This window comes from Candidatus Rokuibacteriota bacterium (genome assembly GCA_030647435.1).
GTDB lineage: Bacteria > Methylomirabilota > Methylomirabilia > Rokubacteriales > CSP1-6 > AR37.
Window position 1 is genome coordinate 1 of sequence record JAUSJX010000064.1, and the last position, 23,739, is coordinate 23,739.

The following is a 23,739-nucleotide window of genomic DNA, read 5'->3' on the forward strand; positions in this document are numbered from 1 at the left end:
CGCCATGCGGAAGAAGCGCTTGCCCGTCGCCTTGAAGTAGCCGACCTGGATGATGACGGACACGGCCTCGACCACGTAGATCCCGCCGATGAGCGGCAGCAGGAGCTCCGACTTCGTCAGCACGGCGAGCGTCCCGATCGCTCCGCCCAGCGCCAACGAGCCCACGTCTCCCATGAAGACCTGGGCCGGGTAGGTGTTGAACCAGAGGAAGCCCAGCGCCGCGCCCACCAGCGCCGCGCAGAAGATGGTCAGCTCGCCGATGCCCTTGACGTTCAGGATCCGCAGGTACTCCGCCAGCCTGAAGTTGCCGGAGAGATACGCGATGATCGCGAAGGCGCCGCCCGCCATCACGATGGGCCCGATCGCCAAGCCGTCGAGGCCGTCCGTCAGGTTGACCGCGTTCGAGGCGCCTACGATCACCAGCAGCGCGAAGGGCACCCAGAGCCAGCCGAGGGTCACCAGCCACCCCTTGAAGAAGGGGATGGAGAGCGCCGTGGAAAAGCCGTCGGGCGGCCACAGATAGAGCCACGCCATGAGCGACCCGGCCAGCAGGATCTGCGCGCCGAACTTCTCCTTGGCGGAGATGCCCTTCCTGGTGCGGAGCTTTCTCCAGTCGTCGAGGAAGCCGATGAGGGCGAAGCCCGATGTCGCCAGGATCAGCACCCAGACGTAGCGGTTGTGGAGATTGGTCCACAGGAGCGTCGACATGAGCAGCGCCGCCAGGATGATGAAGCCGCCCATCGAGGGCGTCCCGGCCTTCTCGCGGTGGCGCTCCGGCGTGTCCTCGCGGATCGTCTCGCCGCCGTCTTGCAGCGCCCGCAGCCGCCCGATCAGCCAGGGGCCCAGCACGAAGGAGATCACGATCGCCGTCACCGTCGCCATCGCGGCCCGGAACGTGATGTACCGGAAGACGTTGAAGACGATGCTGTCCCTGGCCAGCGGCACGAGGAGGTCGTAGAGCATCAGCCATCCTCCCCCCCGAAGCGGGCGATGAGCGCGTCCACGACGCGCTCCATGCGCATGCCGCGCGAACCCTTGACCAGCACGGCGTCCCCGGGGGCCAGGCGCTTGAGGAGATGCGCCACGGTGTCCTCGAAGGTCTCGGCGTGGTGGCTCTCGGCCAGCCCCGCCTCACGCGCCGCCTCGACGGCCAGCCTGGCGGCGCGGCCCAGCCCGACGAACTCCGCCGCTCCCGACGCGGCGACGGCGCGACCCATCGCCCTGTGCTCCGCCTCCGCGATGGGACCGAGCTCGAGCATGTCGCCCAGCACCACGACCCGGCGCGCGCCGCCGCCGGATGCCCCGAGGGTGTCGAGCGCGGCGCGCACCGACACCGGATTGGCGTTGTAGGTATCGTCGAGGATGCGCAGCGCGCCGCAGCGCCGCCACACGCAGCGCCCCTTGGCCGGGCGCGCCGCCTCGAGGCCCTGGGCGATCCGCTCGAGCGGCAGGCCGAGCGCGGCGCCCACGCCGGCCGCCGCGAGCGCGTTCGTGACGTTGTGCCGTCCGGCGAAACGCAGCCGCACGGCCCGGCGCCCCTCGGACGTCTCGAGGGTGAAGCCGACGCCGTCCGGGGTCTCGCTGATCTCCCCCGCCGCGCGGATGTCCGCCGCGTCCCGCGCGCTGAAGGTCCAGACCCGCGCCGGACTCACCGCGGCCATGGCAAGGACGCGGGGATCGTCGGCGTTCAGCACAACGGCGCCGTCGGCGGGAATGGCCCGGACCAGGGCGCTCTTCTCCCGCTGCACGTCGTCGAGGGATCCGAGGAACTCGGTGTGCGCGGACGACACCGTGGTGACGGCGGCGATGGTGGGCCGCGCGATCTCGGCGAGCGCGGCGATCTCGCCCGGCCGGTTCGTGCCGAGCTCGAGCGCGGCCGCGCGGTGCTCGGCAGTGAGCTTGACGAGCGTGAGCGGCAGTCCCCACTGGTTGTTGAAGCTCGACTCGGGCTTGAGCACGGGCCCGAGCGAGACCAGCACCGCCGCCATCATCTCCTTGGTCGTGGTCTTGCCGTTCGAGCCCGTCACCGCCGCGACCGGAATCGTGAACCGCTGGCGGTGCCATGCGCCCAGCCGCCCGAGGGCCTTCGTCGTCTCGTCCACCAGCACGACGGGCACGCCCGGCGGCAGATCGTCGGGCACCGAGTGGATCACGAGGCAGGCGGCGCCACGCCCGACGGCGTCGCGCAGGAAGGCGTGGCCGTCCTGACGCTCGCCGCGGACGGCGAAGAACACCTCACCGACGCGCAGGCTCCGGCTGTCGATGGAGATGCCGGCCACGGCGATGCCGAGGTCGCCTCCGAGGAGGGCGCCGCGGGTGCCGCGGACGATGTCTTCGATGGTGAATGCCGGCATGCGCGGTCCTATGTCGTTCTCCCCGCGAGGGCGGCCCGCGCCTGGGCGCGATCGTCGAAGGGGAGCACCTCGGAACCGACAACCTGGTAGATCTCGTGGCCCTTGCCAGCGATGACGACGACGTCGCCGGCGCGGGCCCAGGCAAGCGCGCTCTGGATGGCAGCCTTCCTGTCCGGAATTGTCTCATGCCGGTCGAGCGCCGCACCGCCGGAGCTCTTGGTGGAGCTCGTGGCAGGGATGCCCGCGACGATGTCGGCGATGATCGCCTCGGGCCGCTCGCTCCGCGGGTTGTCGGAGGTGATCCAGACGCGGTCGGCGAGGCGCGAGGCGATGGCGCCCATGAGCGGTCGCTTGCCGCGGTCGCGATCGCCGCCGCAGCCGAAGACCACCGCGAGCCGCCCGCCGGGGCCGCGGAGCCTCTGGGCCGTCTCGAGCGTCCTCTCGAGGGCATCGGGCGTGTGGGCGTAGTCCACGATGACGAGGAAGGGCTGTCCCGCCTCGACGCGCTCGAAGCGGCCCGGAACGGACTCGACGGAGCCCAGCGCGCGGCCGATGGCGTCCGGCGCGATGCCGAGAGCCACGCCGACGCCGGCCGCCGCGAGCAGGTTCATCACGTTGTGCTCGCCCACGAGCGGCGAGGCGATATCCAGGTGGCCGGCCGGCGTCCGCACGCTCATGCGGATGCCCTCGGCGCCGGAGGTCCAGCGCGCCGGGCGCACGTCGGCACGCCCGCGTATCCCGTAGGTGATCGTCGGGAGCGGGAGGCCGGCGACCATGCTGACCCCCGAGGGGTCGTCGGCGTTCACCACGGCGGTGCGTCCGGACTTGAGCCCGGCGGCCAGCAGGGCGAAGAGGCGCCGCTTGGCTTCCCGGTACGCGTCCATGGTCGCGTGGAAGTCGAGGTGGTCCTGCGTCAGGTTGGTGAAGACCGCGATGTCGAAGTCGATGCCGTCCACGCGCGAGAGCGCGAGCGCATGGGAGGAGACTTCCATGGCGACGGCCGTGACTCCCGCGTTGACCATCCGGCGCAGCAGCGACTGAAGCTCGACGGCCTCCGGCGTCGTCAGGCCCGCCGAAATGACCTCCGCCCCGACCCGGTACTGGACGGTCCCGATGAGCCCGGTCCGCTGCCCGCGGGCGGTCAGGAGCGCATCGACGAGATAGGACGTGGTCGTCTTGCCATTGGTGCCCGTGATGCCGATCACGGTCAGCGCGCCCGAGGGATGGTCGAAGTAGGCGTCGGCCAGGCGGGCGAGCGCTTCGCGCGAGCAGGGTACCAGCACGCGACCGATCGCCCTGCCCTCGAGCAGGTCCGGCCCTTCGAGGACCACGGCGGCCGCGCCGCGCGCGAGCGCGTCCTCGACATAGCGTCGGCCGTTCTGCCTGAGGCCAGGGACGGCGACGAACAGCTCGCCGGGCTTCACCGTGCGCGAGTCGTACGCGACGCCGCTGACCGTGGCGGGGATCGGTCCCAGCACCGTCTTGTCAGCCAGGGCGTCGAGCAGGGTCGCGGCGGGCACAGGGTCTCCGCTCATCGACTCGCGGCCGGCGGCCCCGGCGGCCCCGCCGGCCCGGTCCCCGCCGGCCCGGTCAATGTCAGGCGGCACGTCATGCCGGCCGTCATCGGCGTCCCCGGCGCGGGAGATTGGGCGACGACGACGCCGCGACCCTCGACCTCGAGCGCCACATCGTATGGGGCCAGCGCGGCCATGGCGCCGCGAAGCGAGCGGCCCTCTAGCGCGGGCATAACACGAGCGGCGCCCGACCCGTCGTCGAGGCTCGCGAACCTGAGGGGTGCCGCCGCAGCCGTCGTTTCGCCGCCGCCCGCTACATCGCCGCGCATGATCGGCACAGGGCTGGTGCCCCGCGGCGGGACGTTCATATGGCGTAGCGCCTGGAGGCCGATGGCGGCGAAGATTGGCGCCGCGGCCTCGCTGCCCCACTTCTCGTTCTTGGGCTCGTCGAGCAGCACGATCATGGCCAGGCGCGGGTCGTCGGCCGGGGCGAAGCCCACGAAGGACAGCACGCCCGGCGCGTGAGAGTAGCGGCGCGTCGCCGGGTCCATCTTCTGCGCCGTGCCGGTCTTGCCGGCGACCTCGTAGCCCGGGATGGCGGCGTTGTGTCCCGTGCCCTCGCGGACGGCGGCCGTCATGATGGTCGTGAGCTCGCGGGCGGTCTCGGGCGAGATCACCTGGCGGACGGCCTTCGGCTCGAAGCCCCGCACCTCGCGCCCCTGGCCGTCGAGCACCGCGCGCACGATCTGCGGCTGCATGAGGCGCCCGCCGTTGGCGATGGCGGCGAAAGCCGCGACCATCTGCACCGCCGTCACCGAGATCTCCTGGCCGATGGACATCGTCGCCAGCGACAGCGCCGACCACTGCGGGGGCGGGCGCAGCTGGCCGCGGCTCTCGCCGGGCAGCCCGAGGCCCGCGGGCTGGCCGAAGCCGAAGCCGGTGATGTACTTGTAGTAGCGCTCCTTGCCGAGCTGCATGCCCGCCTTGATCGAGCCCACGTTGGAGGAGTTCTGCAGGACCTCGGCGAAGGTGAGCCAGCCGAAGGGCTTCCAGTCGGAGATGACCGCGCTGGCGACCTTGATCTTGCCGTTCTCGCCGTAGAAGCGGTCGGTCGGGCGCACGACGCCTTCCTCGAGCGCGGCCGCGGCCATGATGACCTTGAAGGTCGAGCCCGGCTCGAACGGGTCGGTGAGGGCGCGGTTGCGCCGCTGCTCGTCCGTTGCCGCGCCGAACGCGTTCGGATTGAACGTGGGCCGGATCGCGAGAGCCAGGATCTCGCCCGTGCGCGGATCCATCATGACGGCCATCGCCACCTTGGAGCGCGTGCGGCGCCAGGCGGCCTCGACCTCCTTCTCGGCCAGGTACTGGAGCGTGGCGTCGATGGTGAGCGCGATGCCCTGCCCCGGCACGGACGCCTTGAGGATGACGGGGGCGCCGCTGACGTCGCGGCCGAGGGCGTCGCGCTCGACGAGCGCACGGCCTTCGGCCCCTGCCAGGTGGGCGTCCCATGCCTGCTCGACACCGCCCAGGCCCTTGCCGTCGAGCCCCTCGAAGCCGATGACGTGGGCGCCCAGCTCGCGGCTCGGGTACAGGCGCAGGCTCTCTTGGAGGAATCCCAGCCCCGGCTCGTTCAGGTCGCGCACGGCCTGCGCCACGGGCGGAGACAGCTTGCGCTTGACCCAGACGAAGCGCTTGGCCGGATCGAGGCGGCGGGCGATGTCGGCCGCGGGATCGCCCAGGATGGGCGAGAGCTCGCCTGCTAAGCGCTGAGCGTCGTCGATACGGTGGGGCAGCGCGAAGAGCGACTCGGCGTTGGAGGACTCCGCCAGCACCTGGCCCCCGCGGTCGACGATCGGCCCGCGCTTGGGCCGGAGCGCAACCGTCTTGGCGTGCTGGCTCTCGGCCAGCCGGGAGTATTCGTCGTGCTTGACGACCTGGAGATACGTCAGCCGGCCGAGGATCCCGAGGAAGGCGCAGGCGACGCACGCTGCGACGATCAGCGTCCGGCTCCTCAGACCCGGGTTCCGGGGGACCGTCATGGGGGCGGAGCGGCCTCGCCTCGCTTCATGCTAGCGGACCCTCTCAGGCACCGGCACAGCGGCCGCCGCGGTGCGCTCTCCGAGCGCCGTCGATGCCGTGCCGGCGCCCGCAAACTCGCGCGCCAATTGGACCTGCTGCCGGGTGGGAGCGACCATGCCGAGCCGTGAGCGCGCCTCGAGCTCGATGCGCGCCAGCGATTGGAGGCTCGCCTTCTCGACGCGCAGCCGGCGGTTCAACTCCTCGGCGCCGGCCTTGGTCGTGCGCAGGGTGTCGAGCCGGTAGGACAGGCGCACCTGCTGCATGCGGAGCCCGACCAGCCCCAGCACCAGCGCCACAACGACGCCGGCGGCCGCGACGCCCGCCAGCATGGCGCGCAGGCGCCGGCGGTCGCTGTCGCGGTGGAAGTGCGCCACCTGCTGGTCGGCCGTAGACGCTCCCCTGAGCCCCAGCGACATCTGGATCGGCATCGCGTGGCCACCCGTGTTCATCTCAGCCCTCGCCTCCCCGCTGACTCACCCAGCCCTCGCCTCACGGCTTCGCCCTTCGGCTCGAACCGCCACGCCTGCGGGATCAACCCAGCTCTCGCCTCGCGGCGGCCATGGCCACCGCTCAGCTCGAACTGCGGGCAGCGTCTCGGCTCGAACATCAGGCCGCCTCCAGCCTCTCGAGCACACGGAGCTTGGCGCTCCGGGCCCGCGGGTTGCCGCTGATCTCGTCGTCCGACGCGGTAACCGGCGACGGCTCGAGCTCGATGAAGCCCGCCTTTTCGAGCGCTCGGAAGGCGCGCTTGACCGCGCGGTCCTCGCCCGAGTGGAACGAGATGACGCCCAGCCTGCCGCCCCGCTCGAGCAAAGCCGGCGCCTCGTCCAGCGCCTGGAGGAGCGCCTCGGGCTCCTCGTTCACGGCCATGCGGAGCGCCTGGAAGGTGCGGGTGGCGACATGCGTGCGGCGCGACCAGGCCGCGCGGGGCACTCCGGCCTTGACCGCCTCGACCAGGTCCGCGGTGATCGTCAGCGGGGAGCGCCGCCGCCGCTCGACGATTCGTTTCGCGATGCGCCGCGCGTGGCGCTCCTCGCCGTACTCGAAGAGGATGCGGGCCAACTCGACCTCCGTTGCGTCCGCCAGCAGGTCCGCCGCCGTGCGGCCGCGAGTGGGGTCGAAGCGCATGTCGAGCGGCTCGTCCTTCTGGAAGCTGAATCCCCGCCCCGAGGCGTCGAGTTGGTAGGAGGACAGGCCGAGGTCGAGCAGGATCGCCGCGGCCCGGCTGACGCCGGCCTTGCCCGCGTGCGCGCCCACGTCACGAAAGCTCCCGTGGCGGAGCCGCACCCGGTCGCCAAAGCGCGCGAGCCTGCGGCGCGCGCGCTCGAGCGCTTCGGGGTCGCGGTCGATCCCGAGCACCCGGGTGCTCTCTCCGCCGGCTTCCAACAACCGTTCAGCGTGTCCGCCCATGCCGATCGTCCCGTCCACCACCCAGCCCCCGCGTCGGGGGCGCAAGAGGAACGTCACTTCGTCCACCAGCACCGGGAGGTGCGCGGCCGCCTCCCGCTCCATCCCTAGACGCCCTTCGACGCCAGTCTCTCGCGGAGATCGTCGAGCGGCCCGGCGTTGTCGCGCTGGAAGTGCGCCCACCGCTCTTTGTCCCAGATCTCAAAGTACGTCATCATGCTGACGATCTCGACGTCCTTCACCAGGCCGGCCCGCTCGCGATAGTTCTGCGGGATCTGGATGCGCCCTTGCGGGTCGAGCATCACGGCCTTGCCGCCGGAGAGATAGAGGTACTGGAACTTGCGCCGGTCGGGATCGAGGAGCGGCAGCTCGCTGACCTTGCTCTCGAGCTCCTTCCACGTCCGTTCGGGGTAGACGTCGAGCGCATTGCCGTTCGGGGCAATCATCAACTTGTCACCGAAGCCGTCGGCCAGCACTTCCCGGAAATCAGCCGGGATGCTGAGCCGCCCCTTCGGGTCTACCGTGTGACTGAACTGTCCCCGAAACACCGTCTCCCCTCTCGTTGGGGAAAGAATCTCCCCGGGCCGAGCAGTGAAACCACTTCATGGGATTTCATCCCACTTAGCGGCCTAATCTAAATCCTGGGCTTGGGGGTGTCAAGAAAAAACTCCGATTTCTTTGATATATCCGGGTCATCAGCGCAGGGCGACGGGTGGTGCCCGGCCCTGACGGGGCTACCGCATCTTGGAGAAGTGGGGCCTCAGCGGGGGTGGTAGTACTGCATGGCCTCCGGCATCCAGACCTCGATTTGCTGGATCCGTGTGGGCTCCGAGGGGTGGGTGGAGAGGAATTCAGGGGGCTTTCCGGACTTCGGGGAGGCCGCGGCCATGCGGACCCAGAGGTCCATGGCGGCGTGGGGGTCATAGCCGGCCTTGGCCATCAGGATGAGTCCCAGGTGGTCGGCTTCCGACTCCTGGGCCCGGTTCCAGGGGAGAAGAACCCCGACTGTGGCCCCGGCACCGAGGAGGGAAGCCACGGCCTGGACGGTGGCGGGATTGCCCCGGGAGAGAGCCGCCATGGTCGTCTCGAGGCCGACGTTGACCAGCATCTGCCGGCTGACCCGCTCTCCGCCATGACGCGCGATGACGTGGCCGATCTCGTGGCCCAGGACGGCTGCCAGGCCGTTCTCGTCGCGGGTGATGGGCAGGATACCGGTGTAGACGGCCACCTTGCCCCCGGGCAGGGCGAAGGCATTCACCTGCTTGTCGTCCTGGATGAGCCGATATTCCCACTTGTATTCAGGGTGGCCCGTGACCGCGGCGATGCGACTGCCGACCCGCGTTACCATCTCGCTCGCCGCGGCGTCTGAGGACAGCTTCGTCTTGGCCAAGGTCTGCTGGTAGGCTTGGGCGCTCAACTCGCTCTCCTGCTGGGGCGACATGAACTGGAGCTGCGAGCGGCCCGTATAGGGCACGGTCTCGCAGGCCGTCACGACGCCCGCCGCCACGAGCGCCATCGCGAGCGCTGGGTGCCACCGGAAGCTCTGCATGGGCGAACTCTACCAGATCGGCCCGTTTCTCAGGGTGACGAGCGTCGCCATGGTCGCCTCGGGCCCGGCACGCCCCGCCTCGATCTCTATCCCGACCGAAGCGATCCGCGCCGGATCAGCCGTGGGCGCGCCGTCCTTATCGAGGAAGGAGAGCGTGAAGCGCCGCACGCTCTCGGCCAGGGGCTGGGCGCCTCCTCCCGCGTCCCGCCGGAGCGTCGTTTCTCCCGAGCGCAGCAGGTAGGTGACGCGCTCGCGCGTGGGGTCGATCCGGCCGTTGCCGTTGAGGTCGCGCTGAAACACGATCCGGGCGGGCTCGGCCACGAGGACGGCCTCGATCCCCGCACCGGTCGGGTCATAGCCCGCCTCGCGGAGCTCGTGAGCCATGCGCTCGAGGGCCGCGCGTATGGCCTGCTGCGCCTCGACCCTTCCTGCGCCCCAGCCCCAGGCGGCGAGGCCGGACTGGAGCATGCCCAGAGTGGCCGACATGACGAGACCCATGATGGCCGTCGCGACCAGCACGTCGACCAGCGAATGCCCCGTCTGCGCGCGCCGCCCCCGCATGGCGCGCAGGCTGTCTCACACCCCGCAAGACGTCAATGTCCAGGTTCGGGGACGTCTTCCGCGCGATACGCGTATCAGTCCAGGATCGGCTTGGGCGGGTCCGTCGAGTAGTCGTAGAAGCCGCGCCCGGTCTTGCGCCCGAGGTCGCCGCGCTTGACGCGCTTCTCCAGCTCCTTGGGCGGCCGGTCGGCTTCATTCTTGGTCACAGCAAAGGTCTCGAGACGGGCGTTGTAGCCGATGTCGAGCCCCGAGAGGTCGCCGAGCTTGAAGGGCCCGAGCGGGTGGTTGAGACCGAGCTCTACCGCTCTGTCGATGTCGGCGTGGCTGGCCACCCCCTGCTCGAGGCAGTAGTAGGCCTCGCGCACCAGGGCGCGGAGAATGCGGTTGACGAGGAAGCCCGGCAGCTCTTTTCGCAGGATCACCGGCTCCCGGCCGCTCCGCCGGGTCACCTCGGCCGTGATCTCCACGGTCTCTTCGCTGGTCCACTGCCCCTTGACCACCTCGACGAGCTTCATGACCAGCGGCGGGTAGAAGTAGTGCATGTTAACGCACTTCTCGGGCCGCTTGGTCGAGGGCGCGATTTGGGAGTTCATGAGCGTGGACGAGTTGGTCGCGAGGATCGTGTGGGGCGGGCAGAGACGGTCGAGTTTGGCGAAGCAGTCCTTCTTGGGCTCGAGCCGCTCCACGATGGCCTCGATGGCGAAATCCGCGTCGCGGGCGGCCTTCTCGAGGTCAGGCTCGAGCGTGACGCGGGCGACGGCCTCTTCCATCTTGTCCTTGGTCATCTGCCCCTTCTGGACGCGGCGCTCGAGCTGCTTGCGGTTCCCGGCCATGCCCTTCTGCAGGAGCTCCATGTTGAGGTCGTTGAGCGTGATCTGGTAGCCGTGCAGCGCGGACTGCATCGCGATCTGGGCGCCCATCTGCCCGGCTCCCACCACCAGGATGCGTTTGACGTCGTCAGCGGTCATGTCGTCTCCCCCTCGGAGTCTCCTGATCTTCGGAGTCAGTCGGTCTTTGGAGTCAGTCGGTCTTTGGAGTCAGTCGATTGGGGGTTTGAGATGGTGCCAGGGCTGCGCCTTTTCGAAGGCCGCCGCGGCTCGAAGGACGGTGGCGTCGTCGAAGCGACGGCCGACGATCTGGAGTCCCACCGGGAGCTTGTCGGCGGTGAAGCCGGCGGGCACCGAGCACGCGGGCTGGCCGGTCATGTTGAAGGGATAGGTGAACGGAATCCACTCGTAGGGCTCCGCCGGACGCCCCGCGATCTCGCTTGGATTATCGAGGCCGATCTTGAAGGGGGGGCAGGCCACCGTGGGCGTGAGCATGATGTCGTAGGTCTCGAAGAGGCGGCGCGGGTGCTCCCACCACGCCATCCGGTCGAACCAGGCCTGGACGTAGGTCGTGGGGCCCCAGGAGAGGGTCTCGTCGATGAGCGCCGCCAGTCCCTGGTCGATGTCGGCGCGACGTTGAGGCAGGTAGGGCGCCAGGCGCGCGGCGACGCCGCCGCAGAAGATCGCCTTCCACGCGGGGAGCGGCGACGGCCAGCGGGGGTCGACCTCCTCGACGCGGCAGCCCATCTCGCGGAAGCGCTTGGCCGCGCGCGCGCAGACGGCCGCTACTTCGGGATCCACCAGCTTTGCGTAGCCCGGGTCGGGCACCCACGCCACGCGGAGCCCCTTGATCCCGCCCTTGAGCGCCTTGACGTAGTCGACTGGCGCAGCGGGCAGCGAGAACTGGTCACGCGGGTCGGGTCCCGCGCAGACGTTCATCATGAGCGCGGCATCCGTCACCGTGCGGGTCATCGGCCCGATGTGCGAGAGGCTCCAGCCCCCGCTGGCGGGATAGACGGGGATGCGGCCGAAGGAGGCCTTGTGGCCGAAGATGCCGGCGAACGACGCCGGAATGCGGATGGAGCCTCCACCGTCCGTGCCGATGGCGAGCGGCCCCATGCCGGCCGCGACGGCGGCGCTGGCGCCCCCGCTCGAGCCGCCCGGGGTGCGATCGAGGTTCCACGGGTTGCGCGTCGCGCCGAAGAGGAGATTGTGCGTGGCGCCGATCCAGCCCATCGTGGGCGTGTTCGTCTTGCCGAGCTGGATCGCGCCTGCCGCCGCCAGCCGCTCCACCATCGGGGCCGTCTCGGTCGGCACGTTGTCGGCGTAGAGCCGCGTGCCGAAGGTCGTCCGGATACCCTTGGTGACGACAAGGTCCTTGGTGGAGAATGGGACACCATGCAGCGGCCCGAGCCTGGCGCCCCGCTTCGTGAGCGCGCGCTCGGCAGCGCGGGCGGCCCGCATCGCCTGCTCGGCTGTCAGCGTCACGAAGGCGTTGAGCGTCGGGTTCAGGCGCTCGATGCGCCCGAGCACGGCTTTCATCACCTCCACCGGCGAGACCTTCTTCCGCCGGATGGCGGCGGCCATCTCCGAGGCCGGCATCCAGCACAGCTCATCCGAAGCCATGTCTCCCTCCTTCAGCGAAGACGTGGGTCAGGCGCCGCGAAGGCGCGGGTCCAGGGTGTCGCGGAGGGCATCACCCAGGAGATTCGCGCCGAACACCGCAAGGCTGATGGCGATGCCCGGGAACAGCACGAGGTGCGGCGCCTTCTGGGCGTACTCGGCGGCCGAGACGGAGAGCATCCGCCCCCACGAGGGGTACGGCTCGGGGACGCCGAGCCCCAGGAAGGACAGGGCCGCCTCGACCAGGATGGCGCTCCCGAGCTGGGCCGTGCCCAGCACGATGAAGGGCCCCACGGTGTTGGGCATGATGTGCCGGAAGGCGATGCGCAGATGGGTGAGGCCCAGCGCGCGCGCGGCTTCCACGTATTGGAACTCGCGGATCGAGAGCACGCTCGACCGGATGACGCGGGCGGCGCGCGGCATGATCGGGATCGAGATCGCGAGGATCACGTTCGGGATGGACGGCCCGAGCGCCGCAGCCATGACGAGCGCCAGGACGAGGAGCGGCAGCCCCTGGAGGATGTCCATGACGCGCTGGACCACGAGGTCGGTCTTGCCGCCGACGTAGCCCGACAGGAGCCCGATGACGCCGCCCAGCACCGAGGCGACGAGGGTCGAGCCCAGGCCCACCAAAAGAGACACGCGCGCCCCATGGAGGATGCGGGAGTAGATGTCACGGCCCAGGTGGTCGGTGCCGAGCCAGTGCGCCGCGCTCGGCGGCGCCAGCGTGACGGCGGCGTCGGTGGCGATGGGATCGTGGGTCTGCAGCACGTTGGCGAAGATCGCGGCGAACGCGATCAGCAGCATGATGACGCCGCCGGCCGCGCCGAGAGGCTTCTTGCGGCAGAAGCGCAGGAGCATCACCCACATCCCGTCGCGGGAGGGTCGCGCTGCGGGCGCGGCGACGGCCACGGCCGCCCCGCTAGCTGCCATAGCGCACCCGCGGGTCGAGCACGCCGTAGAGCATGTCCACGGCGAGGTTCGAGAAGATCACGACCATGGCGATGAACATGACGAGGGTCTGCACGATCGGGTAGTCGCGCCACAGGATGGCCTGCACGAGGAAGCGCGCGATGCCCGGCAGGTTGAAGACGGTCTCGGTGACCACGAGCCCGCCGATCAGGAACGCGAATTCGATGCCGATGATGGTCACGACGGGCAGGATCGCGTTCTTGAGCGCGTGGCTCCAGATCACAACCCGTTCCCCCTGCCCCTTGGCGCGCGCCGTCCTGATGTAATCTTCTCGCATCACTTCCAGCAGGGCCGAGCGCGTGATGCGCATGATGAGCGCCGACGAGCGGTAGCCGACCGCCATGGCGGGCAACGCGAACTGGATCGCGTGGAGCTTGAAGTTCTCGGTGGGGGGGACGTAGGTCATCGGCGGGATCCACCCGATCCAGGCCACCAGCGTCAGGATGATGACCATGCCGAGCCAGAAGGACGGCATGCTGAGCCCCGCCAGGCTCACCACGCGCAGCACGTAGTCGAGCGTCGTGTCCTGGCGCACGGCGCTGATGACGCCCGTCGGGACACCGAGGAGCACCGCGACGATCATGGACAGCGTCGCCAGCTCGATCGTGACGGGGATCAGCGGCCGGATGATCTCCCAGGCCGGCAGGTCGTAGCGGTAGGACTTGCCGAGGTCGCCGGTGGCCATGTGGCCGATCCACTCGAGGTATTGGGCCCAGACGGGCTTGTCGAGCCCGAGCTCCTTCTCGATGGCGGCACGCTCCGAAGGATTCACGTAGCCGCCGGTCGAGAAGAGGATGTCCACGATGTCCCCCGGCGCCAAGCGCAGGAGAACGAAGATCACCACCGACATCCCGAAGAGCGTCAGTCCCGCGATGCCCAGGCGCTGGAGGAGATAGTTCTTCACCCCAGGCGCGCTACTTGTCCCGCCACACGTCCTGCATACGGCCGAAGTTGTAGATGTCGTTGTGCGGGATCATGTTGTGCACGTACGGCCAGTGCGAGAAGTAGTCGAGCCGCCAGTCGAGGAGCGGCCGCGGCGCGTCCTCCTCGAGCTTCTTCTGCAGCGCCACGACCATCCCGAGCCGCTTCTGCGGGTTGACCTCCTGCGACTGCTGGTCGATCATCCTCCCCACCTGCTCGCTGCAGTAATGGCTGTAGTTGCGCGGCGAGCCGCAGGCGTAGTTCTCGTAGAAGTTGGCGTCGGGATCGTCGATGCCGAGGCCCGTCAGGTTGGCGCCGATCTGGTAGTCGCCGCGCGTGGCCGTCGCGTGCCACTGCGCCGTCTCGATTTGCTTGAGCGTCGCGTCGATGCCGATCTGCTTGAGCTCGTTGATGACGAAGGAGGCCATGTCCACGTAGATGGCGATGGCCCGCGTCGCCATCTCGACTTTGAGCGGCTTCTCGGGCGTGTAGCCGAGCTCGGCCATGATCTTCCTGGCCTTGACCTTCTCGTCGGCCGGCTTGCCGTAGCCCGGGAGCGCCAGCAATCCCTGCTCAGCGATGCCCCAGATGCCCCACGGCTTGGGCGGCAGCGACGCGCCCACGACGGCGCCGCCCTGGTGGACGGCCTGAATGAGGCCCCGGCGGTCGATCGCGTAGCTCACGGCCAGGCGCACCTTGATGTTGTCGAAGGGCGGCTTCTTGACGTTCATGATGATGTTGTCGTTGACCGTCTGCCCCACGGTGGTGACGACCAACTGCGGCACGGCCTTCTTGACCTGCTCCGCGGAGGTCTTGGTCATCTCCCCGGGGAACGAGACGTCGAGCTTGCCGGCCTGGAGCGCGGAGACCCGCGTGCCGCGGTTCTCGATGACGACGTAGCGCAGGCTGTCGAGGTACGGCCGGTCCTTGACGAAGTAGTCCGTGTTCTTGACGTAGTCGACGAACTCGCCCTTGCGCCACTCCTTGACCTTGAAGGGCCCGGTGCCGATGCAGCCCGTGCGGTAGCTCGCGGGCGGCACGTGGGCGGCGTAGATGGGCGTGTAGCCCGAGGCAAACATGATCAGGAGCGAGGGCTGGGGGCGCTTGAGGCGGAAGACCACCGTGTGAGGATCGGGCGCCTCGATGGCCTCGATGTTGGCGTACCAATCCTTGCGCGGGTTGATGCGGAGCTTGGCCTGCGCCTCCGGCGCCTCGCGCACCATGTCGAAGGTGAACTTGACGTCCTTCGAGGTGAAGGGCTTGCCGTCGTGCCACTTGACGTCCTTGCGGAGAAAGAACACGAGGTTTCTAAAGTTGTCCTGCCAGGACCACTTCTCGGCCAGCTCGCCCACGAGGGTGTCTACGCTTTCCGTGCGCTTGTGCTGGTCGAAGAAGACGAGGTTGCTGAAGCAGGGCAGCGACGGGAAGCTCACCGATATCGTCGACGTCTCGTGGACGGCGAAGCCCTGGGGCAGGTCCTCGCGCAGCATGATGTTGAGATGCCCTCCGGGCCTTGGCGTCTGGGCCTGGGCGGGCGTGGAGGTCACGAGCGCGGCGGCCCCGAAGGCCAGCCACACGGCGGCGGCAACACGGAAACGGGTCATTGTCTTCCTCCCCTTTACCCCGGTCGGCCGCGACCTGCCGGCTCATGTCCTTAGGGCGGGAATTCCTCGGTCTGTCGCGGGAAGACCCCGCGCCACACGCGAATATCCGCGAAGGGGCGCGCGCGCTCAACCCTTCTGCGCCTGCGTTACGCGATGCGTCAGGCGCGCGAGGGCACGGAGGGGCGACCGGGGGGGGCGCGGCTAGCACGCGCCGAGGCTTGGGGACGACGCCAGCCGCAGGACGCGGACTTTCGTCATGACCCACTCCTCTCCGTGTTTCTCCTGGATCGCCTCGACAATGTCCCCGACGTGGATGTCCCCCCGCGCGATGGGATAGCCGTCCACGCCGTAACAACGCGTCGCGGCGTCGGTCGTGAGCGGGCAGGTCACGTCCTCCGAGTCGAGGACGAAGATGCCGCCCTGGCTGTCGGTCTCGACAATGAGACCGCGGACCGGCGCCGTGCCCGAGACCTCGGCGTGGCCCGCGTCAAGAGCCAGAAGTCCGGCGAAGGGCCACCCCGCGAGCAACACGCGGCCGTTCATGGCCCGCCTCGCCCGGCCCCACGACGCGCGTCGCGGCGCGTGAGGAGCTCCTCGAGGGTCACGGGCCGCATGCCCCCACGCCGGCGCAGCTCGGGGTCGGCCACGATGGGCCGGCTGCGGATGCGCGACGCGAGGCCGCTCCGCACGGCGCGCTCGGCGTACAGCCGGCAGAGCGCGCGGCACATGAGCGGCCGCCCGCGGTTGTAGCCGAAGCGCCCCTTGTATTCGAGCGCCGACAGCGCGTGTCCGCGCAGGTGCGTGTTGGTCAGCTGGCGGAAGCGCGCGCCGCAGATGAGGCACACGATCTGCTCCTCCTCCACCGCTCGGCGCGGGTCACGGCGGAGGATGGCGAGCCAGTCGCCCGACCGGCTCCGCGGCGCGGCGGAAGGCTCGAACATGGCGGACACGGGGCTCCACTCGGCGCGGTCCATCACCGCACCACCTTTGCCTGCGCGCCGTCGGCGGCAGGGGCTTCCGCACGCCGCTCGGCCGCCATGAGGAACCCGTGCCACTGCCGCACGGCGTCGTCGTACCGATGGAGCACGGCCGTCCGCTCCCGATCGAAGCCGATGCGCTCCGAGGCCATGCCGGCGCCGAAGCCCAGCGCGAGGAGGTAGAGCGACAGACCGCCCAGCACGACCATCCGGCCTCGAGTCATCATCATGACGGTGTCCTTTCCGGTGTGGTGAGGGTTCACGGCTGCGCTCCAAGCGTGATGAGCCACGGGGCGAAGCGCATCTCAGAGCCCCTGCCTGCCGTCCCCGCCGGCCGCCGCGCTACGGGACGACGGATCCTCGACGAGGCGCACGCGCGCCTGCGCCTCCGGGTCCGAGCCTGCCAGGTCTCGCGCCATGCGGAGCCCCTTCTCCACCACGTCGCGGTCTCCGAGACGGGCGAATGCCTCCGTGGCGAGGAGAACGCCGTCGAGCGACTGCTGGCCGCGGGCGCGGAAGAGCGCGGAGAGATAGAGCCGGCGCGCCTCGGGCTCGGCGGTCCCGCGGTTCTGTGTCGCCTCGCCGAGACGGAGGATCGCATCGCCGGCGGCCAGAAATCCCTCCCACCTCCGGCTCGCGATCGCGGCCCGGTACGCCTCGTGCCGCGCCGTCTCGGCCGACGTGAGATCGCCCCGCTCGATGGCCTGGTCCATGTTTTCTAGTGGCGCCAACCACGGCGTCTCCGGCTTCGGCGCCGGATCGCCTCCGCGTGCCGTTGTCACCTCCAGCGCGGCCGCGAGCGTCGCGGCTGCCAGAACGACGTAGATGAAGAGCCGCTGTGATCTTTTGGTACCCATGGCGTTCTCCTCCTGGGACCTGAACGTCCCGCTCATGACCGATGCTGCCGGAGCTTGGCCGCTTCGCATGCCCCTACAGTTCGCAAGCGCGATGCCAGGGGGAGACGTCAAACAAATCAACATCTTGTGGTGATCGATCAGGCTGGTCAGTGGTAAGGAGTGGTAAAAACTTGATCAGTAGGTTGAGCAGCGGACGAGAGGGCAGACGGTGGGCCCGGCGCCGCGCCAGGTTGACCCGTCAGTCGGCCCGTGCCACCAGCGTGCGCAAAGGAGAATGGAATTCGCTCACTGACCTCGCTGCTCGCCGCGCTCGGCTTCCTGCTTCCGGGCGCGGCGTGGGCCACGGACGACCCCTGCGCCAACCGCCGCACACTCGACCCGCTCTACCGTGATGCGGACGGGAATCTCACGGCCGACGCGCCCAACAACAAGTCGAAGTGGAAGAGCCTCGCTCTCGCTTTCCCGCTCGGCGTGCTCGCGGCGCGCAACATCGTCGCCAGCCCGCTCGTGCGCTATGGCGCCAAGCTCTGTCTCGTCGCCGTCTTCGCGGTCGTCCTCTTCGCCGAAGTCGCAGTCACCGCCATCCGCAAGCGCGTGCTCTAGCTCCGGCCCCGCGGGGGCGGTGCTATACTGCCGCCGCATGTCCGGCCCCGAATTCGACGGCGCCCCGCCCGCTCCCGATCCTTCCGCGGCCCCGCCGCGGCCCTTCTTCCGCCCGTGGGCGACCTGGCTCTCGACGGCCCTCGTGACAGGACTCATCGGCTATCTCTTCATGCTGACGCCCGGCGGGCCGCTCGATCGTCTCCACCGGCCGGAGGACTCGCTCGAGCGGCTGACGGAGCGCGAGATGGACGTGCGCGCGGCGCTCCGCCATGCAACCCCGTGGGAGCGCCGCCTCTACGCCCTGCTCTCCGGAGGGGACGAGGGCATCGACGACTGGATCCGCTGGCACGAGGAGCTGGCCGAGGTCTCGACGTCGCCCGACGTGGAGCTCTCCCGGTTGATCCTGCTCGGCGAGACGCGCCAGACGGAGGCCCTGCGGTCGGCCCTGGACGACCGGGAGGACGACGACGCGGCGGCGACGCGCAGGAGGGACTGGATCGAGGCCGCCTACCTCGAACCGTCTCTCAGCCGCGCCACCGGGCGAGCGCTCATCACCGAGGTGCGCGACGAGCTTCCCGCGGGCTGGTTCGCCGACGCGCTCGTCGCGCGCCTCGCGCGCCGCTCGGGCGACGCCATCGCGCGCCAGCAGGCCGAGTCCGCCATCGCGGCGCGCGGTTCGGTCCTGCTCCGCCGCTGGCGCGCGCTCGAGGCCGCGGGACTGCTGCTGGCCGTGGCGGGCCTCGCGACCGTGGCCGTCATGCTCCTGACCCATGCAGATCTGAAGGTGGCAGACGCCCGCGTGCCGGACGGCTTCTCGCTCGCGGAGGGCTACGCGCTGTTCATCCGGGGCGTGCTCGGCTTTCTCGTCCTGGGCGCCGGCTTGGGCCTGATGATTCCCGACGACAGCGCGCTCGACGCCCTCACGGGCCCGGCGTCCGTGGCGCCCGTCCTTCTCTACGCCGCCTGGTACCTGCGCTCACGCGGCCTGTCCTTCACCGCGGCCTTCGGGCTCTTGCCCGGCCGGGATCGTCTCGTCACCGTCGCCTGGGTCTCCCTCGCTCTCGTCGGGCTCCAGCTGGCAGGCGAGAGCCTGATCGGAACGGCGCTCGACGCCCTGCGCCTCAGCTCGCACTGGGCCGACGGGCTCCAGGAAAACCTCATATGGGGCTCGTGGGGGCTCGTAGCCCGCGAGACGATCGGCAGCGCGCTCTGGGCGCCGCTCGGCGAAGAGGTGGCCTTCCGCGGCGTCCTCTACCCTGCGCTCCGTAGGCACTTCGGCGTCGCGCCGGCAGCGGCGCTCTCTGCGGCCGTCTTCGCGGTCGCGCACGGCTACGGAGTGCTTGGCTTCGCCGCGGTCTTCTGGAGCGGCATCCTCTGGGCGCTGGCCTACGAGCGGACCGGGACCCTCTGGCCCTGCATCGTCGCGCACGCTGCCGGCAACCTGGCGGCGACGGTCGGCGTCGTCACTCTCCTGAGGAGCTAGCGCTTCAACGAACGCAGGAGGGCGGCGATGCCCGCCTCGCCGACCTGCGTGTCCTGCTCGCCGGTGCCGCCGCTCACGCCGATGCCGCCGACCACCTCGCCCTCCACCTCGATGGGGAAGCCGCCGACAAAAATCGCGAACTTGCCCGGGTGCATGGCGTGGATGCCGAAGGCCTCGTTGCCCGGCAGCGCGGGACCGCCGGGCGGCGCGTTGAATTTGTGGGTGGCGCGCCGGTGGCCGGCCGCGGTGAAGGCCTTGGCGATGGCGATCTCGACCCCGGTGAGGCGCGCCCCCGTCATCCGATGGAGGGCGATGGGGTGCCCGCCGTCGTCGCAGACGCAAACGGTCTCGGCGACGCTGATCTCCTTGGCCTTGGCCTCGGCCGCCTCCAGGATGATGCGCGCGTCCTCCAGCGTGAGCCGCTTGACCGTGATCATCCGCGCTGCCCCCCGCGACACCGGTTCACAGCACCTCCACCCATATGTCCCCGCCCTCGATCCGCACGGCGTAGGTCGCGATCGCCGCGCCCCGGGTAGGCAGGAGACACTGCCCGGTCCGCACGTCGTAGAGCCACCCGTGCCAGGGACAGGTCAGCCTGGCCCCGGCGAGCTTGCCCTCGCTGAGCGGGCCGCCGCGGTGCGAGCACGTGTCGGCGCAGGCGTAGACGCGCTCCCCGACGCGGGCCGGCACCACGCGCGTCCCGTTGACCTCCGCCAGCTTGCAGCCGCCCGACGGGACCTCCTCGAGGGAGGCCACGCGGTACTCCATGTTCGCTCAGCCCGCGTTCCGCTGCGCCTCTCCCCGCGCGGTCACATGTCTTCCTTCAGGACGAAGGCGCGGTGGAGGCCGGTCATGTACTGCCAGCGCATCTCGGTCGCCTGCCGCACCTGCTCGGCGGCCTCGGCCTGCTTCTCGGGCGTGGTCGAGTGCCCCTCGACGATCTGGTATCCGCGCTCGCCGTGGACCTCGTCCGCCTCGATGTGGATGGCGAAGAACTCCACCTCGTGGTCGGTGAAGCCGTAGTGGGTCTTGAGCGGCGGCAGGCTGCGCTGGTAGATGCCTGGCACCTGCGACTCCAGGCCGACGAGGAGCCCCGCCGCGGCGATGTGGAAGGGGCGCTGGGAGGTCTCGTAGCACCACGCCGTGAGCGCCCGGGTCGTCGGAAGCTGCTGCGCGGTCTCGACTTCCCTGCGGCTGACTCCGCAGGCCTCGGCGAAGCGGATCAGCAGGTCGACGTGCTTGACGCCCGATTCTTCTTCGATGATGTTCTCGAGCAGGAAGTCCCGGGCGTCCGAGTCTGGGCACTCGGCGTACACGGCCGCGCACCAGCGGGCGAACTGGGACACGTACTGGTAGTGCTGCGACGCCCACGAGCCGAACTGCGCCCGCGTCAGCTCCCCCTTGACCCACGTCTCCGTGAAGGGATTCATGCGGCTGTGCTTGGCCGCGACCGCAGCCTCGAGGCGCTGGCGGAACGGGCTCTTCGTCTCGCTCATCTCGTGCTCCTTGTCTGTGAGGGTTGTCGCGAGACGACCTATAGTAGGCACTCGGCCGGACGCCGTCGAGCCCCGCCTAGTCGTAGAGGTGGCAGGCGACCTCTTGGCCATGAGAGGACTTGAGCCGGGGCTCCTCCCGCGAGCAGTGCGCCATGACCTTGGGACAGCGCGGGTGGAAGCGGCACCCGGCCGGCGGGTTGAGCGGGCTCGGCACTTCACCGGCCAGCACGATCTCCTCACGCTGCTCGTCCGGGTGCGCGGGAAGCGCGGCGGCGAAGAGCGCCTGCGTATAGGGATGCTGGGGCGCCGACGCCACGCGCGCCGCCGCCCCCACTTCGACGATGCGACCCAGATACATCACGGCGATCACGTGGCTCATGTGGGCGACCGCCGCCAGGTCGTGGGCAATGAAGAGGTAGGCGAGCCCCCGTTCCTTTTGGAGGTCGCGCAGCAGGTTCAGGATCTGGGCGCGGATCGAGACATCGAGGGCCGAGACCGGCTCGTCGAGGACCACCAGCCGCGGCGACAGGGCGAGCGCACGGGCGATGGCGATGCGCTGGCGCTGGCCGCCCGAGAACTCGTGGGGGAAGAGGTCTTTCGACCGCGCCGGCAGCCCCACCACGTCCAGAAGCCCCGCGACGCGGGCGGCGACCGCCGCGGCGTCGAGGCGCTCGTGGGTCACCAGCGGCTCCGCGATGATGGCGTCCACTCGCATGCGCGGGTTGAGCGAGGCGAAGGGGTCCTGGAATACCGCCTGGACGCTCTTGCGGTAGCTCTGCAGGCCCTCGCCTTCGAGCCCGGCGACGTCCTGGCCCTCGAAGAGGATCTGGCCCGCCGTCGGCTTCTCGAGCCGCAGCACGAGCTTGGCGGTCGTGGTCTTGCCGCAGCCGCTCTCTCCCACGACGCCCAGTGTCCGGCCGGGCTCGATGGCGAAGGCGATGTCGTCCACGGCCCGGACCACGCCCCCGCCGCCGCCCAGGAGCCCGCGGCCCACCGGGAAGTGCTTGGTCAGGCCGCGCGCCTCGAGGAGCGGCGTCATCCTTTAATACGGCGGGCGGGCGCCTCGGCAGCCAGCCAGCAGCGCGCCCGGTGCTGGGCGGCCACGCGGGTTTCGGGCGGCGCCTCGGTGCGGCAGCGCTCGATCACCAGCGGGCAGCGCGGGTGGAAGGCGCAGCCCGGCGGCAGCGCGGCCGGGTCGGGCGGCTGGCCCTCGATGGCCGTCAGCCGCGCGGCGGTGTCGCCGAAGCGCGGAATGGACTCGATGAGCGCCCGCGTGTAGGGATGGGCCGGGGCGTCGAAGATCGTCCGCACCGGACCCGCCTCGACCAAGCGCCCCGCGTACATGACTGCCACCTGGTCGCACATCCGCGCCACGATGCCGAGGTTGTGGGTGATGAAGATCATGGCGAGCCCGTGCTCGCGCTGGATCTCGCGCAGCAGCTTGAGGTACTGCGCCTGGATCGTCACGTCCAGGCTCGTGGTCGGCTCGTCGGCGATGAGCAGCCGCGGCCCGCAGGCGATCGCGATGGCGCCGACCACCCGCTGGCGCATCCCGCCCGACAGCTCGTGGGGGTACTCGCTCACCCGCCGCTCCGGCGCCGCGATGTTCACAGCCGCCAGCAGCTCCCGGGCCCGCGTCCAGGCGCCCCGTCTCGTCATGCCCTCGTGCGCGCGCAGCGTCTCGGCGATCTGGTCGCCCACCGTGAAGAGCGGATTGAGCGAGGCCATCGGGTCCTGGAGGATCATGGCCATGCGCTTGCCGCGGATGGCGCGCATCTCGGCATCGGACTTGTCGAGGAGGTCCTCGCCCTCGAAGCGCATGGACCCGCTCGCGATCCGCGCCCCCGGCGGCAGGAGCCGCATGAGCGTCAGCGCCAGCGTCGTCTTGCCGGAACCGGACTCGCCGACGATCCCGAGGGTCTTCCCCGCTTCGAGCGTGAAGGAGACGTCGTCCACCGCGCGCGTCACGCGGGTTCCGCGCGCACCGACGTACTGGGTCGACAGCCCCGAGACTTCGAGGAGCGCGGTCACAGCTCGCGGAGCTGCGGGTCGAGCTTGACGCGGAGCCAGTCGCCGAGGAGGTTGGCCGAGAGAACCATGAACATGATGCAGAGCCCCGGCAGCACGGTCAGCCACCAGTAGCCGGCCATGAGCCCCTTCTTCCCGTCGGCCAGCATGAGCCCCCAGGCGGGCTTGGGCGGCGGCACGCCGACGCCGAGGAAGGACAGCGCGGCTTCGGTGACGATGACGATGCCCAGCATGAGGGTGCCGAGCACGATGGCGGAGTTCAGCACGTTCGGCAGGATGTGGCGGCGCATGATCGTCTTCTTCGAGCAGCCCGCGACGATGGCCAGGCGCACGTAGTCGCGCTCGCGAAGCGAAAGGACCTCGCCCCGGATGACGCGGGCGTAGCGCGTCCAGTAGACGGCGGCCAGGATGATGACGATGTTCCACTGGCTGGGGCCCACCACGGCCGCAAGAAAGATCGCGAAGGTCAGCGCCGGCAGCGCCAGCCACGTGTCCGTGACGCGCATGATCACCTGGTCCACCCAGCCGCCGAGGTAGCCGGACAGGATGCCGAGCGTCGTGCCGAGGAGGCCGGCCACGATGACCGCGGTGAAGCCCACCACCATGGAGACGCGCGCGCCGAAGATGAGGCGCGACAGCACGTCGCGCCCGACGTGGTCGGTGCCGAGCAGGTAGGCCTCGCTGCCGCCGGCCTGCCACGCGGGCGGGCGGAAGCGGTCGCCGAGCACGCCGATCTCAGGGTTGTACGGCGCCAGCACTTCGGCGAAGACGGCCACGAGCGCGATGATGGCGATGATGATCGCGGGGATCCAGGGAAAGCCCTCGATCCGGAGCCAGGCGAAGCGCCAGGCCACCGTGAGTGAGGCCGTTCGGCTGCCGTTCAT

At 70.1% G+C, this 23,739-nt stretch carries 26 protein-coding genes; 2 read left to right on the forward strand and 24 right to left on the reverse strand.

From position 1 onward, the window contains the following. The 18 genes from mraY to Q7W02_11555 form a co-directional block, all read right to left on the reverse strand. A partial coding sequence (gene mraY, locus Q7W02_11470) for a phospho-N-acetylmuramoyl-pentapeptide-transferase (protein ID MDO8476783.1) occupies window positions 1–963 on the reverse strand: 963 nt, incomplete at its 3' end. Beyond that, on the reverse strand, window positions 963–2,354 hold the full coding sequence (gene murF, locus Q7W02_11475; protein MDO8476784.1) for a UDP-N-acetylmuramoyl-tripeptide--D-alanyl-D-alanine ligase: 1,392 nt from the start codon (window positions 2,352–2,354) through the stop codon (window positions 963–965). The genes mraY and murF, both read right to left, overlap by 1 nt. A gap of 8 nt (window positions 2,355–2,362) precedes the next feature. Continuing rightward, window positions 2,363–3,874 (reverse strand): UDP-N-acetylmuramoyl-L-alanyl-D-glutamate--2,6-diaminopimelate ligase, encoded by a 1,512-nt coding sequence (locus Q7W02_11480; GenBank protein ID MDO8476785.1) that lies wholly within the window; start codon window positions 3,872–3,874, stop codon window positions 2,363–2,365. Window positions 3,875–3,885: 11 nt separating this feature from the next. Further along, the gene (locus Q7W02_11485; GenBank protein ID MDO8476786.1) at window positions 3,886–5,907 is read right to left on the reverse strand and encodes a penicillin-binding transpeptidase domain-containing protein; all 2,022 of its coding nucleotides are present in this window, start codon (window positions 5,905–5,907) and stop codon (window positions 3,886–3,888) included. A 30-nt stretch (window positions 5,908–5,937) separates the two neighbouring features. Beyond that, a complete protein-coding gene (locus tag Q7W02_11490) occupies window positions 5,938–6,396 on the reverse strand; it encodes a cell division protein FtsL (protein MDO8476787.1) in 459 nt (152 codons plus the stop codon). Window positions 6,397–6,553: 157 nt separating this feature from the next. After that, the gene (gene rsmH / locus Q7W02_11495; GenBank protein MDO8476788.1) at window positions 6,554–7,459 is read right to left on the reverse strand and encodes a 16S rRNA (cytosine(1402)-N(4))-methyltransferase RsmH; all 906 of its coding nucleotides are present in this window, start codon (window positions 7,457–7,459) and stop codon (window positions 6,554–6,556) included. A gap of 2 nt (window positions 7,460–7,461) precedes the next feature. Next, entirely contained in the window at window positions 7,462–7,902 is a 441-nt protein-coding gene (mraZ, locus tag Q7W02_11500) for a division/cell wall cluster transcriptional repressor MraZ (GenBank protein ID MDO8476789.1), read from the reverse strand. A 212-nt stretch (window positions 7,903–8,114) separates the two neighbouring features. Continuing rightward, entirely contained in the window at window positions 8,115–8,903 is a 789-nt protein-coding gene (locus Q7W02_11505) for a M48 family metallopeptidase (protein ID MDO8476790.1), read from the reverse strand. Between the two features lie 9 nt (window positions 8,904–8,912). Then, a complete protein-coding gene (locus tag Q7W02_11510) occupies window positions 8,913–9,464 on the reverse strand; it encodes a hypothetical protein (protein MDO8476791.1) in 552 nt (183 codons plus the stop codon). Window positions 9,465–9,538: 74 nt separating this feature from the next. Beyond that, window positions 9,539–10,432, reverse strand: coding sequence for a 3-hydroxyacyl-CoA dehydrogenase family protein (locus tag Q7W02_11515; protein ID MDO8476792.1), 894 nt, complete (start codon window positions 10,430–10,432; stop codon window positions 9,539–9,541). 69 nt (window positions 10,433–10,501) lie between these two features. Further along, the gene (locus tag Q7W02_11520; protein MDO8476793.1) at window positions 10,502–11,917 is read right to left on the reverse strand and encodes an amidase; all 1,416 of its coding nucleotides are present in this window, start codon (window positions 11,915–11,917) and stop codon (window positions 10,502–10,504) included. Between the two features lie 27 nt (window positions 11,918–11,944). Beyond that, window positions 11,945–12,775: an ABC transporter permease gene (locus Q7W02_11525; protein ID MDO8476794.1), complete on the reverse strand. Its 831-nt coding sequence runs from the start codon at window positions 12,773–12,775 to the stop codon at window positions 11,945–11,947. Between the two features lie 61 nt (window positions 12,776–12,836). Further along, entirely contained in the window at window positions 12,837–13,790 is a 954-nt protein-coding gene (locus tag Q7W02_11530) for an ABC transporter permease (GenBank protein ID MDO8476795.1), read from the reverse strand. Between the two features lie 10 nt (window positions 13,791–13,800). Next, a complete protein-coding gene (locus Q7W02_11535; protein MDO8476796.1) occupies window positions 13,801–15,411 on the reverse strand; it encodes an ABC transporter substrate-binding protein in 1,611 nt (536 codons plus the stop codon). A gap of 201 nt (window positions 15,412–15,612) precedes the next feature. Next, window positions 15,613–15,954 (reverse strand): hypothetical protein, encoded by a 342-nt coding sequence (locus tag Q7W02_11540; protein ID MDO8476797.1) that lies wholly within the window; start codon window positions 15,952–15,954, stop codon window positions 15,613–15,615. Next, on the reverse strand, window positions 15,951–16,385 hold the full coding sequence (locus Q7W02_11545) for a MucR family transcriptional regulator (GenBank protein ID MDO8476798.1): 435 nt from the start codon (window positions 16,383–16,385) through the stop codon (window positions 15,951–15,953). Before Q7W02_11545 ends, Q7W02_11540 begins: the two co-directional genes overlap by 4 nt. Further along, on the reverse strand, window positions 16,385–16,618 hold the full coding sequence (locus tag Q7W02_11550; GenBank protein ID MDO8476799.1) for a hypothetical protein: 234 nt from the start codon (window positions 16,616–16,618) through the stop codon (window positions 16,385–16,387). The genes Q7W02_11545 and Q7W02_11550 overlap by 1 nt, the downstream gene beginning before the upstream one ends. 75 nt (window positions 16,619–16,693) lie before the next feature. After that, window positions 16,694–17,245, reverse strand: a complete 552-nt coding sequence (locus tag Q7W02_11555) for a hypothetical protein (protein ID MDO8476800.1) — start codon at window positions 17,243–17,245, stop codon at window positions 16,694–16,696. A 249-nt stretch (window positions 17,246–17,494) separates the two neighbouring features. Here Q7W02_11555 and Q7W02_11560 point away from each other — a divergent pair, with 249 nt between their 5' ends. Then, on the forward strand, window positions 17,495–17,848 hold the full coding sequence (locus Q7W02_11560; GenBank protein MDO8476801.1) for a hypothetical protein: 354 nt from the start codon (window positions 17,495–17,497) through the stop codon (window positions 17,846–17,848). 37 nt (window positions 17,849–17,885) lie between these two features. Continuing rightward, entirely contained in the window at window positions 17,886–19,331 is a 1,446-nt protein-coding gene (locus Q7W02_11565) for a type II CAAX endopeptidase family protein (GenBank protein ID MDO8476802.1), read from the forward strand. On the opposite strand, the gene Q7W02_11570 is transcribed toward Q7W02_11565, so the two are convergent. The 6 genes from Q7W02_11570 to Q7W02_11595 all read right to left on the reverse strand — a co-directional run bounded on the left by Q7W02_11570 (window position 19,328) and on the right by Q7W02_11595 (window position 23,739). Next, window positions 19,328–19,768 carry a heme-binding protein gene (locus tag Q7W02_11570; GenBank protein MDO8476803.1) on the reverse strand — a complete coding sequence of 147 codons (441 nt, stop codon included), beginning with the start codon at window positions 19,766–19,768 and terminating at the stop codon, window positions 19,328–19,330. The two genes, Q7W02_11565 and Q7W02_11570, sit on opposite strands and share 4 nt — an antisense overlap. A gap of 25 nt (window positions 19,769–19,793) precedes the next feature. Continuing rightward, window positions 19,794–20,099 (reverse strand): Rieske (2Fe-2S) protein, encoded by a 306-nt coding sequence (locus Q7W02_11575; GenBank protein ID MDO8476804.1) that lies wholly within the window; start codon window positions 20,097–20,099, stop codon window positions 19,794–19,796. A gap of 41 nt (window positions 20,100–20,140) precedes the next feature. Continuing rightward, window positions 20,141–20,827, reverse strand: a complete 687-nt coding sequence (locus Q7W02_11580) for an iron-containing redox enzyme family protein (protein ID MDO8476805.1) — start codon at window positions 20,825–20,827, stop codon at window positions 20,141–20,143. A 76-nt stretch (window positions 20,828–20,903) separates the two neighbouring features. Then, window positions 20,904–21,866, reverse strand: a complete 963-nt coding sequence (locus tag Q7W02_11585; protein ID MDO8476806.1) for a dipeptide ABC transporter ATP-binding protein — start codon at window positions 21,864–21,866, stop codon at window positions 20,904–20,906. Then, the gene (locus tag Q7W02_11590; GenBank protein MDO8476807.1) at window positions 21,863–22,858 is read right to left on the reverse strand and encodes an ABC transporter ATP-binding protein; all 996 of its coding nucleotides are present in this window, start codon (window positions 22,856–22,858) and stop codon (window positions 21,863–21,865) included. The genes Q7W02_11585 and Q7W02_11590 overlap by 4 nt, the downstream gene beginning before the upstream one ends. Then, window positions 22,855–23,739: an ABC transporter permease gene (locus tag Q7W02_11595; GenBank protein MDO8476808.1), complete on the reverse strand. Its 885-nt coding sequence runs from the start codon at window positions 23,737–23,739 to the stop codon at window positions 22,855–22,857. Before Q7W02_11595 ends, Q7W02_11590 begins: the two co-directional genes overlap by 4 nt.